This is a genomic window from Rhizobium sp. 768_B6_N1_8 (assembly GCF_051811225.1).
Classification (GTDB): Bacteria; Pseudomonadota; Alphaproteobacteria; order Rhizobiales; family Rhizobiaceae; genus Rhizobium.
In genome coordinates this window covers 1,679,140-1,694,829 of the sequence record NZ_JBPWPV010000002.1, presented here as the reverse complement: position 1 = coordinate 1,694,829, position 15,690 = coordinate 1,679,140, and the positions used below count along the sequence as shown (strand labels likewise).

Below are 15,690 nucleotides of genomic sequence, written 5' to 3'. Positions count from 1 at the left end.
TTTTACAGTCTTGGAGCGAGGAAGTCATTTCATTAAGACATAGTGTGGATGACGATGAAGTGACGACGACGAACGAGAAAATATTCTCAGTTGACCCGCCTCGTCATCCTATTCGTAGTTCAGCGTTGCCTTCAAATCCCTGAGTTCGACGTCCTGTCGAGCTGCGTCGTGCTCGACACTGTCGCGATAGGCAGCATTGGTCGCCGCGACAACCTTGTTCAGTTCCGCTATCTGGCTCTGCAACTCGTAGGGCATACATGCCGACGTTATCGTGTTCCCGGAAGCCGTAGCCGCCCGTCTCATCACGGATGCGCCTCCCTTCCATATCTCGTTGAAGGCATCGGACCAAGCCGCGGGCGCATCGGCCGAAAGTTGCAGGACCATTGTCGTGACCGGCCCTACTGCGGCCCCGGATGCACCGTCGTTTAACTCGACGATCTTAATATCCTGGAATTCGGTCATTGGAGAGTTCCCTTCCACCGGATGCTTAGGCTCCATGGCCGGTCACCGCCAACGCCCTGCTGCGGTGACCGCGTGCTGATGGCTGACGCAGTTACGTCAGGGCGTCAGGCAGCCTTTTCGGCATTCTGATTGACGACTTTTGTCGCGATGGAAGTGAGAGCAATATCGGTCGCCTGTTCCTCGTCGAGTGTCGTCTGAAGGAGCTTGGCGGCATCCTTCATCCCCAACTCGAGCGCCCATGTTCGCAAGGTGCCGTAGCGCGCCATCTCGTAATGTTCGACAGCCTGGGCTGCGGCCAGAAGGCCGGCGTCGAGCGCCGGCATCCCGGCATACTCATCCATGATTTCGGCGCCTTCCTTGACGATGCCCATCATCGCGTCGCACGTCTTCTGTTCCGGTTTTTTACCGATGATCTTGAAGACATCTTCAAGACGGGTGACGTGCACCTTGGTCTCGGCGAGATGCTTGGTGAAGGCGTCCTTGAGCTGCTTGCTTTTCGCCGCTTCGTGCATTTTCGGCAAGGTCGCAACGATCTTGTTTTCGGCAAAATATACGTCCTTCAAAGTGTCGTGAAACAGGACGTCGAGTGTTTTGGTTTCCTTGGCCATCATTGGCTCCTCGGGGTTTGGAATAGCTTCTGTAAAGGACCAGATTTCCGGTCAGGTTCACGGCTGCCGCGACGAAGCCGTGCATTGTAATCAAGCAGCCGGAGGGCGACGGTAGCGGTCACGTTCCTGTTCGATCTGCTCCGGCCCATACGGGTCCAGCGTTTCGTCGAAACGTGTCCAGCCCTGCTCGTTGTAAGCGGCCTTGCGTTGGGAAGGATCGATCCAGTTCGAACGCTTCAGGATAGCTTCGGCTTCGGGAGCAAGGGCGTCGTCCACTTTGGCTGTAACCAGAGAGCCGCCGCGACGGACCCCTTCCGCGTAGAAGTTGGCGTCGTCCTCAGACACCCCTGACGCGGTCAGCGCACCGATCAGTCCGCCGGCCGCGCCGCCGGCTACTGCACCCGCCACGGCACCAACTGCGGTCGCCGCAAGCCAGCCGGCAGCGACCACGGGACCGACGCCTGGAATGGCCATAATGCCGAGCCCGGTCAAAAGACCGCCGGCGCCGCCGACGACGGCACCGAGGCCCGCGCCGGATTCCGCGCCGGTAGCGGCACCGTTGTTGGAATGGCGATCATCGGCGTTGTTGGAAACGATGCTGATGTCGTTCGAGGGAACGCCTGTTGCTTCAAGCGCGCTGACGGCGGAACTCGCGTCGGTGTAGTCGTCAAAAAGTCCAGTAATGGTTTTCATGAAAGGTATCCTTGGGAATTTGAGGAGTGGCGTTACTTCGCGACGACGTTGCCCTGATAGTCGAGGGCGACCATGACGGCTTTGCCGTCCTTCATGCCTGCCGCCATCCAGATGCCGTTGTCGTCCTTCTTGAGGTCTTTGACCTCGAAGAAGCCGGCCTTCTCGATGCGGTCCTTAGCCTGAGCCTCGGTGAAGCTGTTTGCGCCTGCGACCGGTGCAGCCGGGTTATTTGTGTTGGGTGTGGCGACCGCGGGCGTTCCGGCATCGGTGGAGGGTGCGGGGGTTGTCTGCGCGACAGCAGTCAGTGCCGACGCTCCGACGAGCGCCGCCGCTAGGATCATATTTTTCATTGAGGTTTTTCTCTTTCTCTGACCGGGTTCACACGGCCGTGAAGAGACAACCTATCCAGCCTGTATAAGTTCCGTGCACCTTCCCGGAATATGCGGCGTGCCGACCTTTGCATGTCAGAAAGGATGAGACCGTGGATGAACCTGATAGGGATCGGTTCAAGCGGACAAGATCAGGGCCAGCTGCCATATCGGACACGTAAACAGGCCGGAGACATGACTGCATCCGACCCGCAAAGCTCAAACACCGGCCAACATCACATTGCCAATCGGCGCCATCCAGACATGGTGCGTACCGCGTTAGAACTCTTCCCAGTTGCCCTCGGTCGTCACCTGTGCAGGCGACGTGCCAAGCGCGACTGCGAGCTTCCCACCGAGTGTGCGGGCCGGCGAGGGAGCGGGCTTATAGCCGGTGGCCGAGGCGGGAACCATTCTTTGCGCAACAAGGGTCGCGACCGGGCGCGCCGACGGCCTGATAGTCGCGCGAGCGGCAGAGGCCGCCTTTGCCGCCTGACCGAGATTGAACTGGGCCAGACGCCCTGAGAGAGCCGATATCTCCGTCACCAGCGTATGCGAGGCGGCGTTCGATTCCTCGACCATTGCGGCATTCTTCTGGGTCGACTGGTCCATCTGGTTGACTGCCGTGTTGATCTCCGTGAGACCCGTCGACTGCTCTCGGGCTGCCTGGACAACAGCCTGGACATTGATGTCGATCTGCTGCACTTCGGCGACGATCGCCTGCAATGCTTTGCCGGTCTGGCCGACCAGGCTGACGCCACGCTTGACCTGGTCGCCGGACGAGGTGATCAGCGCCTCAATCTCCTTGGCTGCCGCCGCCGAGCGCTGTGCGAGTTCACGCACTTCCTGTGCGACGACGGCAAAACCCTTGCCTGCTTCCCCAGCACGCGCCGCTTCAACGCCGGCATTGAGGGCAAGCAGGTTTGTCTGGAAGGCGATGTCGTCGATTACGCCGATGATGTTGGAGATCGACTGCGAGGATTGCTCGATGCCTCTCATGGCCTCAACGGCACTGCGCACAACCTCCCCGGATTTTTCCGCACCTTCCTTAGTTCGACCAACGAGAGCCCCTGCCTCCTCGGCGCGAAGGGTGGAGTCCTTGACGGACGTCGTGATTTGCTCGAGCGCGGCGGCCGTCTCCTCGACGGAAGCCGCCTGCTGCTCTGTGCGGCGCGCGAGATCATCGGCGCCCGAGCGGATTTCCTCAGAACCGGCTTGGATGACGGCGGCGTTTTCGGAGAAGGCAATCAGGGCTGCCTGGAGTTTTTCGACAGACGCGTTGAAATCGACGCGGATCTTGTCGAGGGAGTCAGTGAACGGCTTTTCCAGCCGGACGGTCATGTCTCCATTCGAGAGGCTGGCGAGCCCGTTTCCGAGCTCGCTCACTGCGAACTTGATTGAATCCTCGCGGGCGGCATGGAGGACGGAACGTTCCTGCCGTTCGACCTCCTCGCGAGCCCGTGACGTTTCCGCATCGACTTCGAGCTTGATCTTCTGACGATTGCTTTCCAGCAGGATGCCGAGGGAGCGCGAGAGGTCGCCGATTTCGTCCTTCGCATTCTTGTCGCTCAGTTGCACGTCAAGTTGGCCATGGGCGATACGATCAGTCTCGGAGATCACACCCTCTATGCGGCGGATGAATCTGCGGGCAATGAGCCAGCCTGCGAGACCGAGCAGGAAAGCGGCGACAGCCGTGATCGCAACTGCGCTCCAGACCATGTTGTTCAGTTGGGCGAAGACCGTGGATTTGGGCACCGAAACGACCGCATACCAGTTCAGGTCATTCGTGAGCTTTACCGGATAGGCAACCGAGAAATAGGTCTGGCCGTCGGGGCCTGCGATCTCCTGTTCAACTCCTGGTCTTGCGATCAGCCGATCCCAACCGGCGGTCAGATCCCCGCCATCCTTGATATTCGTGCCTGCAAGTTTGACGGAGGGATGGCTGATGATGCTGCCGGCGCCCGTTACGAGACTGAGATAGCCGGTCTCCATCGGGTGGACTGCGGAGATCGCCTTGTTGGCGTCGTCGAGCGAAATGTCCATGCCGGCCACGCCGAGCGCCTTGCCTTCGACCATGATCGGCTTGGCGACCGAGGTCATCAGCACGTCCTTACCGTCGACGGCGTAAACATAGGGTTCGATGACGACAGTCTTTTTCTGAACAAAAGGAAGCTGGTAGTAGTCGCCGGCGCCCGACACGGTATAATCGACCAGCGGTGTGTGCTGAATCTTGTCGCCACTGCGTACCCAGTAGGGCACATAGCGTCCCGTAGCGTCGTGGCCTTCCTTGTCGACGAAATCCTTGTCCTTGCCGTCGAAGGCATTCGGTTCCCAGCCGGTCCAAACACCAAGCGCCATCGGATTGTCCTGCAGTGTGTTCCTGAGCAGAGCGTCGGCGGCCGCGCGGTCCGAGTTTCCACCTTCCTTCATCGTCGATAGCGACGTTTCCAGCCCGTTGACGATATTGAGCGCCACGCTCATGGATTTCTCAACGTTGAGCGCGTTGGTGGCAGCGATCTGGAGCATCTGGTCGAGGTTCGATTTGCGCATATCGTTGTAGGCGATATAGGAAAGGACGCTCGATGCCGCGATTGTGGCGACGACACCACAGGCCGCCACGGAGAAAATATTGCGTCCGGTAGCCGATTTGAACTGCATGCGCTTGCCTCCTCGAGCGGGCATGTGATCGATCGCACCCCGAACTATTCCGTCCCGGCTCCTCTGACCGAGAACTGATTTCGGGACGCGCCTCAACGTTACGAAAATCGTTTGCGAATTAAGGAATATGCGAAGAGGCTTAATTTAGGGTGTATCGTCCGGTATTCGCTAATGAAATGGGCAGCCGTTCACTGGTTGATTTGCAACAATCTGACGACAAGGTAGCGTCGCCTTCACTTGCGTGAGCATAGAATGAGACCGATGTGGGCGGCATTCGAAAACGCTGTTTCGCGCCAAGTGAACATCGCGACGTGTGGCGAGCCCGACCCGGAAGCAGAATAGGATGTCGCGGGCAGTCGATCACGCTTCTACTTCGCAACGCTGAAGCTCCTGCTGCTGCCCTTCCTCACGCGCTGGTGTGACGCAAACTCTCGCTTCCCGCGCGTGCGGTCGCGTCGCGATGCAGAAAGCTCTGATGCGTTTCTTTGTCTCCTTGGGCGAACCCGCAGGATTGATTGGCTGGCGTAAGTCCAGGAAATCGCGACCACGTCGGGCGAATGTTGCGCCTTTTGCGTGGGCCTCTCACGCCTTTCTGACCAAGCAGTGCTCCAGCAGCGTCCCTAACGTGCTCCAATCCAGAATATCGATTGGCCTCTGTCAGCCAAGGGCCGCATCTGCTGCCCCGCCGGGTTGCCATGCTCGATCTGCAGCCGGCAGGCGAGGACGAGCAACTCGAATAACGGCGGCGGCCGGCAGGACAACTCGGCCATTGAGGCCTGTTCACCTGATAGGGTTAGCGCGGTATGTTATGTATTGTAGAATATGCGGATATACGCATAATTTCTGTGGCTGACGCTGCCAGCAAGATCGGTCGAGGCTCTGGAGGATACCATGGAAGCAAGTGTTGAGGACGCCCATTCTGGCGTAGTGTCGCCCGAACTCGTGGTCGATGCGCTGTTTGCATGCCGAAAGACAGCAGCGATCAGGGCGGCCATCGAGCTCGATCTCTTTACTCATATCGGCGAGGGCAAAACGGCAGCATTGCTGGCGTCGGCGACAAGCGCCTCGGAGCGTGGAGTGCGCATCCTGTGCAACTACCTCGTGGTACATGGTTTCCTGACGAAGGAGAGCGGACAGTACCGAATGACACCCTCGACCAGAATGTTCCTCGATCGCAATTCGCCAGCCTATATGGGCTCTGCCGTCGAATTCACCGCCGCACCTGAAATACTGGATAATTTTCTGCGCGATCCGGCCGCCGTCGTGCGAAACGGCGGTTCGGCCGGGCTTGCGAACATGTCGGCAGACAACCCCGTTTGGGTGAAATTTGCGCGCGGCATGGGCTCCTTTACCGGACTGAGCGCCAAAGCACTGGCTGGCGAGATCTCCGGCTGGCCGAGGCCTCCCAAAAAGGTTTTGGACATCGCTGCAGGTCCAGGCGTTTTCGGGATCGAAATTGCGAAGGCCCTTCCATCGGCGGAGATCGTCGCCGTCGACTGGGCCTCCGTATTGGAGCTGTCGAGGCAGAATGCGGAAAAAGCCGGAGTGGCCGATCGGTACCGGACGATCGCCGGCAGTGCCTTCGATGTGGAATGGGGCACGGGTTATGATCTCGTGCTACTTCCGAATTTTCTGCACCACTTCGATTTGCCGACATGTGCCCAACTGTTGCGAAGGATCATCGCGAGCCTTGCTGAGGATGGTCGGATCGTCGCGGTTGATTTCGTGCCTAACGAAGATGGCGTGTCGCCGCCTTTCCCCGCGGCCTTCTCCTGGGAGATGCTTGCCGGCACGCCGGCCGGTCAGGCTTATACGCAAAATGAGCTGACTGAGATGGCAAGACTGGCCGGCTTTGCTGGCGTCATGGTCAAACCGCTACCGCCAACTCCGGCAAGCCTCATTCTTTTTGAATAGCCGGCGACAGTCGCCTGCGCCACCTGGCCGACACGTGCCGGGTCGCCCAGATCATGCTTTTCCAGGACGTGAGGACCAGACGCGAGGTCTAATACAACCGCGCTTTCAGCCTATTGTCAGGATTCGATGTTAAAGTTTTGTGACGCATTATGGGCGGGGAAATGACGCGTCCAATTTCCATTCATCGACCTGGGAGCGGATATGACCGAACAGTCTAACCGTCTAATATTGCATACCAATTCGCGAGACGAAGTTTTTGCTGAAGAACACGATTCCGTTGCCGACTTTTCGTTCAACTCGACCGTCGCGAATGTCTTTGACGATATGGTCAGCAGATCGGTTCCTTTTTATGGCGAGATGCAACGGATGGTTTGCGAGCTCGCCAGGGATTTCGCACAGCCTCAGTCGAAACTCTATGACATCGGCTGCTCCACGGCCACGACCCTTCTGGCGCTGGACCGTGAAGTCGACAATCACATCGATTTCGTCGGGATCGACAATGCTCCGGAGATGCTGAAGAAAGCTGCCGAAAAGATCGCGGAGTCAGGAACCAACCGCTCAATCGATCTTCACACGGTCGACCTTCATCGCGGCTTCTCGATTGAGAAGGCAAGCGTCGTAACGATGGTGCTGACGCTGCAGTTTGTTCGTCCACTCTACCGCGAGCGGGTCATGCGGACGATTTACGACGGGCTCAACGACCAGGGGTGCCTGCTCCTGGTTGAAAAGCTGACCAGTGAAGACACGACATTCAACCGCCTGTTTATTGATCACTACTACGATTTCAAGCGACGGAACGGTTACTCCACCATCGAGATCTCGAAGAAGCGGGAGGCGCTGGAAAACGTCCTTATTCCTTACCGCTTGGAGGAAAACATCCAGCTCCTTCGTGAGGTCGGCTTCAAGAGCACAGAGGTCTTCTTCCGCTGGTACAATTTCTGCGGGATCGTCGCAATCAAGTGAGCATCATGAAAGACATCATGCTGAGGATTGGCACGTTCCTCTTCAAGTATCGCAATCAGGCTTTCCCGCTGATCATCATAGCGCTCTTTATCGCCGCGCCGCCGTCGACCGCGCCATGGGGAAATCCTGCGCTTGAACAGGCGAAGGACGCGCTGGCCCTGCTCATCGTGGTCAGTGGGCTGATCTTGCGGGCAAGCGTCATTGGCTATGCCTACATCAGGCGGGGCGGCTTGAACAAACGTGTTTACGCCGATGAGCTTGTCACCGAGGGCATGTTCGGCGTCTGCAGAAATCCGCTCTACGTAGGCAACATGCTGATCTACGTCGGACTGTTCGTCTTCCACGGCAATCCGGTCGTGATCGTGGTCGGATGCACTCTCTTCGCCTTTTTCTACCAGTGCATTGTCTACGCCGAAGAGGCTTTCCTCCATGATAAGTTCGGCGCAGCCTACAAAGCCTACTGCCGAGATGTCCCGCGATGGACATTTAAGCGCGGCGCCTTTGACGAATCGACGAGGGGGATGGCGTTCAAGCTGAAACGGGTCGTGGCGAAGGACTATTCCACGGTGTCGTCAACCTTTATCGCACTGTTGGCAACCGAGTTTTACAGGGTCGCAGTCGGCTCGATTACGGAGCAGGAACAAGCCCGTGCAATCGTGCTGGTATTGCTGCTTGCGGCCGTTCTCGCCCTCACAGGCTTAGTCAGCGCTTTCAAAAAGCGTGGCGTATTTAAAGAAATCTAATCCGAAAGTATCCAATGAGACTTGCATTGCGTCTTTCCGCCGTGCTTCTGGCGGGCATTGCGTTTTCCGCGCTTGCATCGGTGGCCGGCACAGCTTCGGCCGAGGATCTGGAATTTTCCATCTATGGCGGTTACCAGACGGCGCCGCATAGCCACGTCGATGTTTCCGACGGCACCTCCTTCAGCGCCGGCTGGGAGGGCAAGTCGTTCGGCAGCCCGCCCTATTACGGCGGCCGCGTCACCTGGTGGCTCGGCGACTTCAACCTGCCGAACTGGGGCGTGTCGCTCGACTATACCCATGACAAGGTCTATGCCGATGACGAGACGATGGCACGTTCACCGGGCTGGACGCATTTCGAATTCACCGACGGCCTGAACCTCCTGACGGTCAACGGCCTCTATCGCTTCAAGGACCCGGCTCGTCGATGGACCCCCTATCTCGGCGCCGGTGTCGGGGTAAACATTCCGCACGTTGAAGTCACCCGTCCGCAGGGCACGACCTTCGACTATGAATTCGGCGGCGTGACTTTCCAGGCGCAGGCTGGCGTCGACTTCCGCGTCACCGACAACTGGTCGACCTTCGTGGAATACAAGGGCACCTATTCGCGCGTCGACGTTCCGATCGACAGCGGCGACCGCCTGAAGACGAACATCGTCACCAACGCCGTCAATGTCGGTATTTCCTACCACTGGTAAAACACGAGGAAGCGATCAGCGCTGACCTTCAGATGCTGGTCGCTTGTCCGCACGACCGTCTGGGATCAGGGGATGGACTGGTTCTCGATAGCCGCAACGACGCCTGAGAGTGCTACGTTGGCAATGGTCTGGTATGACACCGCCATCGAGCGCTCTCCAAGGCGTAAGGCTGGAAGGAATAGATCGTGCGTATTCTCTTGATCGAGGACGACGACATCATCGGCGATGCGGTCCGGGACCATACGAACACGGCAGGTTATGCGACGGACTGGGTCCGTACGATCATCGACGCAGAAGCGGCGAGCAAGTCCATCGACTACGGCCTGGTCCTCCTTGACCTGCAGCTTCCCGATGGCAACGGCCTGGTCTTCCTTGAATATTTTCGGGCAAGGGGAGGTGACGCTCCGGTCATCGTCCTGACCGCTCGAGATCAGATATCCGACCGCATCGCCGGGCTGAACGCCGGCGCGGACGATTATCTGATCAAGCCCTTCAATCTCGACGAACTCGAAGCTCGAATCCTTGCCGTCCGGCGTCGCTACGAGGGACGTCGGCAAAACACCATTCAGATAGCAGATCTCGTGATCGAGCGATCTACGCACTCTATCAGCGTGGGCGGACAGGACGTTCAGTTGACGCCGCGCGAATGGGCATTGCTCGATCTCCTCGTCGAGCGACCGGGAAAGCTCGTTGCGCTGAAACGGATCGAGGATGCCCTCTATGCGTTTGGCGAGGAGGTCGAGAGCAATACGGTGCAGGTGTACATCAGCAGGCTTCGCAAGAAGATTGGGATGGAGAAGATCAGGACAGCCCGCGGCATCGGCTATATGCTGTCAGTTGAATGACGAGGAACCGCAGCATCATCCGACCCCTCATGGCCGCGCTCACGGGCGCGCTGGTCGCGTTCTGGCTTGGTGCGATCGGGCTTGGCATCTTCGTGATGCGGAGTGAGTTCGACGAGATCTTCGACAACGCGCTTGAGGAAACCACCGAACGGCTGCTGGCGATCGTGGAGGAGGGGCACCTGCCGAATGTTCAGGGCGGTGAGCAGCCCGAGCGGGCGCCGCCCACGACGTCGAAACATGAATATCTCGTCTACCAGGTTCGAACCGCCGACGGAGTGGTTGTCTTCCGTTCGAAAGACGCTCCCGTCGAGCCATTCGACGCCCCACTCACTGTCGGCTTCCATGATTCTGAAAAATATCGCTTTTACACCGCGAAGAGCTCGCACGGCGCTCTTTTCCTTCAGACGGCCGACCGGTTGAGCCACCGACGTGAGGCCGTGCGGGAAAGCGCTGTCACGATGCTTATCCCGCTCGCCATTCTGCTGCCTGTCAGCGTCCTGTTGATGATGTGGATTGCGAGACGCGCAGTAGATCCCATCAACAAGCTGCGCACAGCGATCTCGGAAAAGGACGGTGGCAACCTTTCTCCTGTCGAGACGGAGACGATTCCACGAGAATTGAGGCCGATCGCTCAGTCAGTGAATCTGCTGCTGCAGCGCGTGAAGGCGACCATCGATGCGGAACGGGAATTCGCCACCAACAGCGCTCATGAGCTTCGGACACCTGTAGCCGGGGCCTTGGCGCAGACACAGAGACTTCTTGCCGAGTTGCCGGACGAAGCGTCGAAAGCTCGCGCACGGAACATCGAGACCGCGCTCACCAAGCTTGGGCGCACATCGGAAAAACTTCTGCAGCTTGCTCGAGCCGACGCGGGTCTTGGGCAGACGGCCACAGTGGCCGATCTCGGCAAGGTACTCAGCCTGATCGTCCGCGACTATCAGCGCAATCCTGCAACGGGCAAGAGGCTTATCTACTCCGCTTCGGCAGATCCCCTGATGCGTGCCGTCGATGTGGACGCCTTCGGGATCGTCGCAAGCAATCTCATCGAGAATGCCATCCTGCACGGAAGTCCCGGAGGCACGATCGGCGTTTCGGTCGACGATGATGGCAGCATCAGTATCGCCAATGACGGCCCCGTGCTTTCTGCTGCAGAACTGGAAAGCCTGAAAGTTCGATTTCGCAGAGGTGCGACTGTTGCCAAGGGCGCCGGCCTCGGACTTGCCATTGCCGATACGATCGTTCGCCAGATGGGTGGAGTATTGGAGCTCCGCTCGCCAGCGAGCAGCCGTGGAGATGGTTTCGAGGCCCGGATCGTTCTGCGGCGATGAGCTTCAGGTCGCCCTTTGGGTCCACATCTGACGACGAGTTGTCTGCGGGCGAACTGGTGGGCGAGCCAAAAGGCGAATGCGGCGCCACCAGTCCAGCCCATCATCGTATCGCTTGCCCAATGCGCCGATCATCTGCCGGAAGAAGCAGATCGAGACGCCGAGCGCGATCACGAAAGGCCTGAGCGCCGACCGCATCGACTTGATGCTGAAAGCTCAGATACGCTTCTTTATTGTGGAGGGTGCCTGCGAGATCGCAGAGCATTCGGGATACGCTCAAAGACCTCCGACTGGACATATACTCCGCATCGAACGGTCGGAGCCGAAGATTATTGGGCTCTCTGCGAACCGTGCCTCACCGTGCCGGTCGGCGCAAATTGCCGGTCATCAAAACTTCGTCTGACCCCATCGTCACAAGCATCATGCTAGGGAATGGTCATGCAGTCGTCGCCGTCGGGTGCGGCTGGAAGTTGCATTCCAAATACCGAGATGCTCATGGATCTGGAAAAGATAAAGACCTTGATCGACTTCGTTGGGCGGTCGAACGTCACTGAGCTGACGGTCACACAGAAGGACACGACCGTCCAGATCTTTCGCCTCAACGATCAGGCAGCCGCGCCCGCTCCGGTCTTATCTGACCCTTCCAAGGACGCGGTTACGGGACCGGTAACGGCCGACACCGCCGCGGTGACAGTCAGGGCGCCCATCTTCGGCATCCTCCACCGCGCTCCCTCTCCCGGCGAACCGGCGTTCGTGCAGTTGGGCGAGACCGTCGAGGAAGGTCAGACGCTGTTCATCATCGAGGCCATGAAGGTATTCAACCGCATTACCTCTCCGCGCGCGGGACGCATCACGCGTCTGTCCGAGATCGACGGTGGCGAGGTGGAGACCGGTGACCTCCTTGCGGAGATCACGGCATGAGGCAGTCTTCCGACAGTGCAGCGGCGCCTCTCCGGTTCGATACCGTGATGATCGCCAACCGCGGCGAGATCGCAACGAGGATCCAGCGTGCCTGCCACGCTCTTGGGATCAAGACGGTCATGATCTGCTCGGAGGCCGATAGGCAGGCGCCATACCGGCGCGACGCTGAACACTTCCTCTGCGTGGGACCTGCTCCGGCGGCAAAGAGTTATCTCAATCAGGATGCAATCCTGCTTGCCGCCCGGCTGACCGGTGCCGGCGCCATTCATCCCGGATACGGTTTCCTGTCGGAGAAGGCGGCTTTTGCGGAGGCGGTCGAAAGAGCCGGCCTCGTCTTCATTGGACCGCCAGCCTCGGCCATCGCAACAATGGGTGACAAGATTGCCGCAAAGCGGGCGATGATCGCAGCCGGCGTTCCCTGCGTGCCCGGGCCGGACACGGCCCTTCCGGAAGACCGGGATGTGATCGAACGCACCGCCCGTAAGATCGGATACCCCGTCATCATAAAGGCCGCTGGCGGTGGTGGCGGTCGCGGCATGCGCGTCGTTGCCGATGCGGGGCAGCTGCATGAAGCCGTCGCGCTGACCCGCGAGGAAGCGCGACAGGCCTTCGGCTCGGCCGAGCTCTACATGGAAAAATTCCTCCAGCATCCTCGTCACATCGAGATCCAGGTCCTCTGCGACAACAACGGAAATGCTCTCTGGCTCGGCCATCGGGACTGCTCTATGCAGCGTCGCCATCAGAAAGTGGTCGAGGAGGCGCCAGCCCCGGGTATCTCGCCGCGGATCATCGATCCCGTCGGGCTGGCCTGCGTGGAGGCCTGCCGTCAGATCGGCTATCGCGGCGTCGGGACTTTCGAGTTTCTCTTCGAGGACGGCAGGTTCTATTTTATCGAGATGAATACGCGCCTGCAGGTCGAACATCCTGTCACCGAAATGACGAGCGGTCTCGACATCGTCCAGGAGCAGATCAAGGTCGCCCAGGGCTGCCGTCTGGAGATCGATCAAGCCGAGGTCCGATGCACCGGCCATTCGATCGAATGCCGTATCAATGCCGAGGATCCGGATAGCTTCCTGCCGTCGGCCGGGATGATCGGTCGTCTGACACTTCCCGAAGGTGAGGGCGTGCGGGTGGATACGCACATCCATGAAGGATACAGGGTTTCTCCCTACTACGACTCCCTCATCGCCAAGCTGATCGTGCATGCACCGAACCGACCGGCGGCGATCGCCAGGATGCGCGAGGCATTGGCTGCGACCGAGATCGATGGAATTTCGACCAATCTTGCCTTCCTGCGCGCGCTCTTTGATGACGAGGCCTTTGCCAGCGGCGGGACGGATATCCACTATCTCGAACAATGGCTCGCACGGCGGAGGTCGACATGAGCAAAATCGACCTTACGGACGCCGAAGCGATTGCCACGCTCACCGATGCGCTGACGAGGGCAGGGGTCGAGGGTCTTGAGATCACCACGCCCGACGGCCATCTGCGGATCGTTATTGCCAAGGGAAAGGACGTTGCGGTTTCCGGTTCGGCCACCACCCCGCAGGTCTCCACTTCCACTTTCTTCCTCAAGGCGCCTTTGGCCGGCCATTTTCGACCGTCGGAACCGGGCGGGGAGGCGAGCAACAGCGCGTCGCACTGGGTCGGCGAAGACGACATCCTCGGCTTCATCGCTGTCGGGCCGATCCTCCTTCCTCTGTCAGCCGGTCGCGCGGCCATAGTGCGGCGACGCCTGGCCGATGCCGATGCCCTGGTGGGCTTTGGCGAACCCTTGTTCGAACTCGAGCAATTTACATGACGATACAGCCCAACAACCATGCCCCGCGAGATGAGACGCTGACTGTCGTTCGGGACGGTGCGCGGGTTTCCTTCATCGGGGCGAAATCCTTCCTGCTCGAGGCGCCAGGCGACTTTGATCTTCCCGCCCAGCGCCTCATCTGGGCGACATCGCGCCTGGTTTCGACATGGCATGACGTGGCGGAAGTCATTCCGGGCATGACCAATCTGCTGGCGATCCTGAAAGAGACGCCGGAAGACCCGACCCCCGTCGTCGAGCGGCTGCAGACCGCGTGGCAGGAAGCCCGCAGCATCGATCTGGCCGGCAAGACGATCGAAATCCCCGTTCAATACGGCGGAGAATTCGCTACCGATCTTCCTGCCCTTTGCAACCTGTCGGGGTTGAAAGACCGGGAGATCGTGCGGATCCACCATGAAGCGTCCTACCGGGTCTTTGCGCTCGGAAGCGCGCCGGGCTTCGGTTACCTGCACGGCCTCGACCCACGCATCTACATGCCGCGCAAGACCGTACCGTCGCTTCGGATGGAAAAGGGCTGCGTCACGATCGGCGGCATGCAAACCGGCGTCGCCATGCTGACCGGGCCAAACGGCTGGAATTCGATCGGCTATGCCGATCTCAAGATGTTCGACCCGACGTCGTCGACGCCCGCCTTGATGGCACCCGGTGACCGCGTGCGTTTCGTGCCGGAAAGGATCGAACTGTGATCGAGATCGTCCAGACAGGTCCCCTCAATACGATCCAGGATCTCGGCCGGCCCGGCTATCGCGACATCGGCGTCTCGGCGAGCGGCGCCATGGATCCGCTCGCCGTCAAGGTCGGCAACATTCTGCTTGGCAACCCAGAGAGTGCTGCCGCCATCGAAGTACAGACCTTTCCGTTCAAGCTTCGTTTTGCCGTCGACGCGGATTTTGTCGTCACTGGCGCGGAAGGCAGGCCACGCCTCACCGGACGTACATTGTTGCCATGGTGCACACATCGCGCAGCCAAGGGCGATGTCCTGGAGCTCGAGCAGCCCCGTCGTCTGGCACGTGCCTACATCATGGTGGCCGGTGGGTTCGACGTGCCTCTCCTCATGGGATCGCGCAGTACCACGCTGCGCGGCGGGTTCGGCGGCAATTGCGGCAGGCCGCTGGCTACCGGCGACACGCTCTCGATCGCGGCTGCCGACGAGGCGTTGCCGCTCCCGAAGGGCGGCATCTCTGTCATCGAACCGGAGGTCGCCTTGCGCAATCTCTTTCCCGAGGCCATCGATGGAGAGCTTTCGGTTCGTGCCATCGTCGCCGGCGAGCACGAGCTTTACGGCGCCGACGCCGACCGGTTCTGGAGCCAGGCCTGGCGGATCTCCTCGCAGAGCGACCGGACGGGCTATCGGCTGTCCGGCGAACCGATCAAGCCGGCTGCGCCTGTCGAAATGCGCTCGCATGGGGTGATTCCTGGCGTGGTTCAGGTTCCACCGGGCGGCGAGCCCATCATTCAGATGAGCGATGCAAACACGGCAGGCGGATACCCGAAGATTGCGGGTGTGATCGAAAGTGACCTGTGGCGGCTCGGCCAGGCGCGCATCGGCAGCAGGGTAAGGTTCGTTCGCGCAACCCATGCCGAGGCAAGGGCAATCGAGCAGGTGGTCACCCACTATGTCGATAATGTCAGGCGCACTGCAGCGATGGTCAAACGAGCGCTCGGCGTGATCGGCTGAC

Annotated in this window: 16 protein-coding genes; 11 read left to right on the top strand and 5 right to left on the bottom strand. The window is 59.6% G+C overall.

The window, feature by feature from the left end; translation table 11 throughout:
* Window positions 1-108: 108 nt before the first annotated feature.
* From AB8B33_RS32065 to AB8B33_RS32045, 5 genes are all read right to left on the bottom strand, one after another.
* Entirely contained in the window at window positions 109-462 is a 354-nt protein-coding gene (locus tag AB8B33_RS32065) for a hypothetical protein (protein ID WP_439018451.1), read from the bottom strand.
* Window positions 463-566: 104 nt separating this feature from the next.
* Entirely contained in the window at window positions 567-1,070 is a 504-nt protein-coding gene (locus AB8B33_RS32060) for a YciE/YciF ferroxidase family protein (RefSeq protein ID WP_439018450.1), read from the bottom strand.
* Window positions 1,071-1,160: 90 nt separating this feature from the next.
* Complete coding sequence (locus tag AB8B33_RS32055) at window positions 1,161-1,763, bottom strand: general stress protein (protein WP_439018449.1); 603 nt, start codon at window positions 1,761-1,763, stop codon at window positions 1,161-1,163.
* A 32-nt stretch (window positions 1,764-1,795) separates the two neighbouring features.
* A complete protein-coding gene (locus tag AB8B33_RS32050) occupies window positions 1,796-2,113 on the bottom strand; it encodes a PepSY domain-containing protein (protein ID WP_439018448.1) in 318 nt (105 codons plus the stop codon).
* A 297-nt stretch (window positions 2,114-2,410) separates the two neighbouring features.
* Window positions 2,411-4,786: a methyl-accepting chemotaxis protein gene (locus AB8B33_RS32045; RefSeq protein WP_439018447.1), complete on the bottom strand. Its 2,376-nt coding sequence runs from the start codon at window positions 4,784-4,786 to the stop codon at window positions 2,411-2,413.
* 891 nt (window positions 4,787-5,677) lie between these two features.
* On the opposite strand from AB8B33_RS32045, the gene AB8B33_RS32040 reads away from it, so the two are divergent.
* The 11 genes from AB8B33_RS32040 to AB8B33_RS31990 all read left to right on the top strand — a co-directional run bounded on the left by AB8B33_RS32040 (window position 5,678) and on the right by AB8B33_RS31990 (window position 15,689).
* Window positions 5,678-6,700, top strand: a complete 1,023-nt coding sequence (locus AB8B33_RS32040; protein WP_439018446.1) for a methyltransferase — start codon at window positions 5,678-5,680, stop codon at window positions 6,698-6,700.
* A 201-nt stretch (window positions 6,701-6,901) separates the two neighbouring features.
* Window positions 6,902-7,663, top strand: coding sequence for a carboxy-S-adenosyl-L-methionine synthase CmoA (gene cmoA / locus AB8B33_RS32035; protein ID WP_113320986.1), 762 nt, complete (start codon window positions 6,902-6,904; stop codon window positions 7,661-7,663).
* 5 nt (window positions 7,664-7,668) lie between these two features.
* Window positions 7,669-8,406 (top strand): methyltransferase family protein, encoded by a 738-nt coding sequence (locus AB8B33_RS32030; protein WP_439018445.1) that lies wholly within the window; start codon window positions 7,669-7,671, stop codon window positions 8,404-8,406.
* A 14-nt stretch (window positions 8,407-8,420) separates the two neighbouring features.
* A complete protein-coding gene (locus tag AB8B33_RS32025; RefSeq protein WP_439018444.1) occupies window positions 8,421-9,101 on the top strand; it encodes an outer membrane protein in 681 nt (226 codons plus the stop codon).
* A 185-nt stretch (window positions 9,102-9,286) separates the two neighbouring features.
* Complete coding sequence (locus AB8B33_RS32020; RefSeq protein ID WP_439018443.1) at window positions 9,287-9,946, top strand: response regulator; 660 nt, start codon at window positions 9,287-9,289, stop codon at window positions 9,944-9,946.
* A gap of 29 nt (window positions 9,947-9,975) precedes the next feature.
* The gene (locus AB8B33_RS32015) at window positions 9,976-11,274 is read left to right on the top strand and encodes an ATP-binding protein (protein ID WP_439018442.1); all 1,299 of its coding nucleotides are present in this window, start codon (window positions 9,976-9,978) and stop codon (window positions 11,272-11,274) included.
* 492 nt (window positions 11,275-11,766) lie between these two features.
* On the top strand, window positions 11,767-12,192 hold the full coding sequence (locus AB8B33_RS32010; RefSeq protein WP_439018441.1) for an acetyl-CoA carboxylase biotin carboxyl carrier protein: 426 nt from the start codon (window positions 11,767-11,769) through the stop codon (window positions 12,190-12,192).
* Window positions 12,189-13,577, top strand: a complete 1,389-nt coding sequence (locus tag AB8B33_RS32005) for an acetyl-CoA carboxylase biotin carboxylase subunit (RefSeq protein WP_439018440.1) — start codon at window positions 12,189-12,191, stop codon at window positions 13,575-13,577. The genes AB8B33_RS32010 and AB8B33_RS32005 overlap by 4 nt, the downstream gene beginning before the upstream one ends.
* Complete coding sequence (locus tag AB8B33_RS32000) at window positions 13,574-13,993, top strand: acetyl-CoA carboxylase (RefSeq protein WP_439018439.1); 420 nt, start codon at window positions 13,574-13,576, stop codon at window positions 13,991-13,993. Before AB8B33_RS32005 ends, AB8B33_RS32000 begins: the two co-directional genes overlap by 4 nt.
* Window positions 13,990-14,697, top strand: coding sequence for a 5-oxoprolinase subunit PxpB (gene pxpB / locus AB8B33_RS31995; protein WP_310381206.1), 708 nt, complete (start codon window positions 13,990-13,992; stop codon window positions 14,695-14,697). The genes AB8B33_RS32000 and pxpB overlap by 4 nt, the downstream gene beginning before the upstream one ends.
* A complete protein-coding gene (locus AB8B33_RS31990) occupies window positions 14,694-15,689 on the top strand; it encodes a biotin-dependent carboxyltransferase family protein (protein ID WP_439018438.1) in 996 nt (331 codons plus the stop codon). The genes pxpB and AB8B33_RS31990 overlap by 4 nt, the downstream gene beginning before the upstream one ends.
* The last annotated feature ends 1 nt before the right edge of the window (window position 15,690 follow it).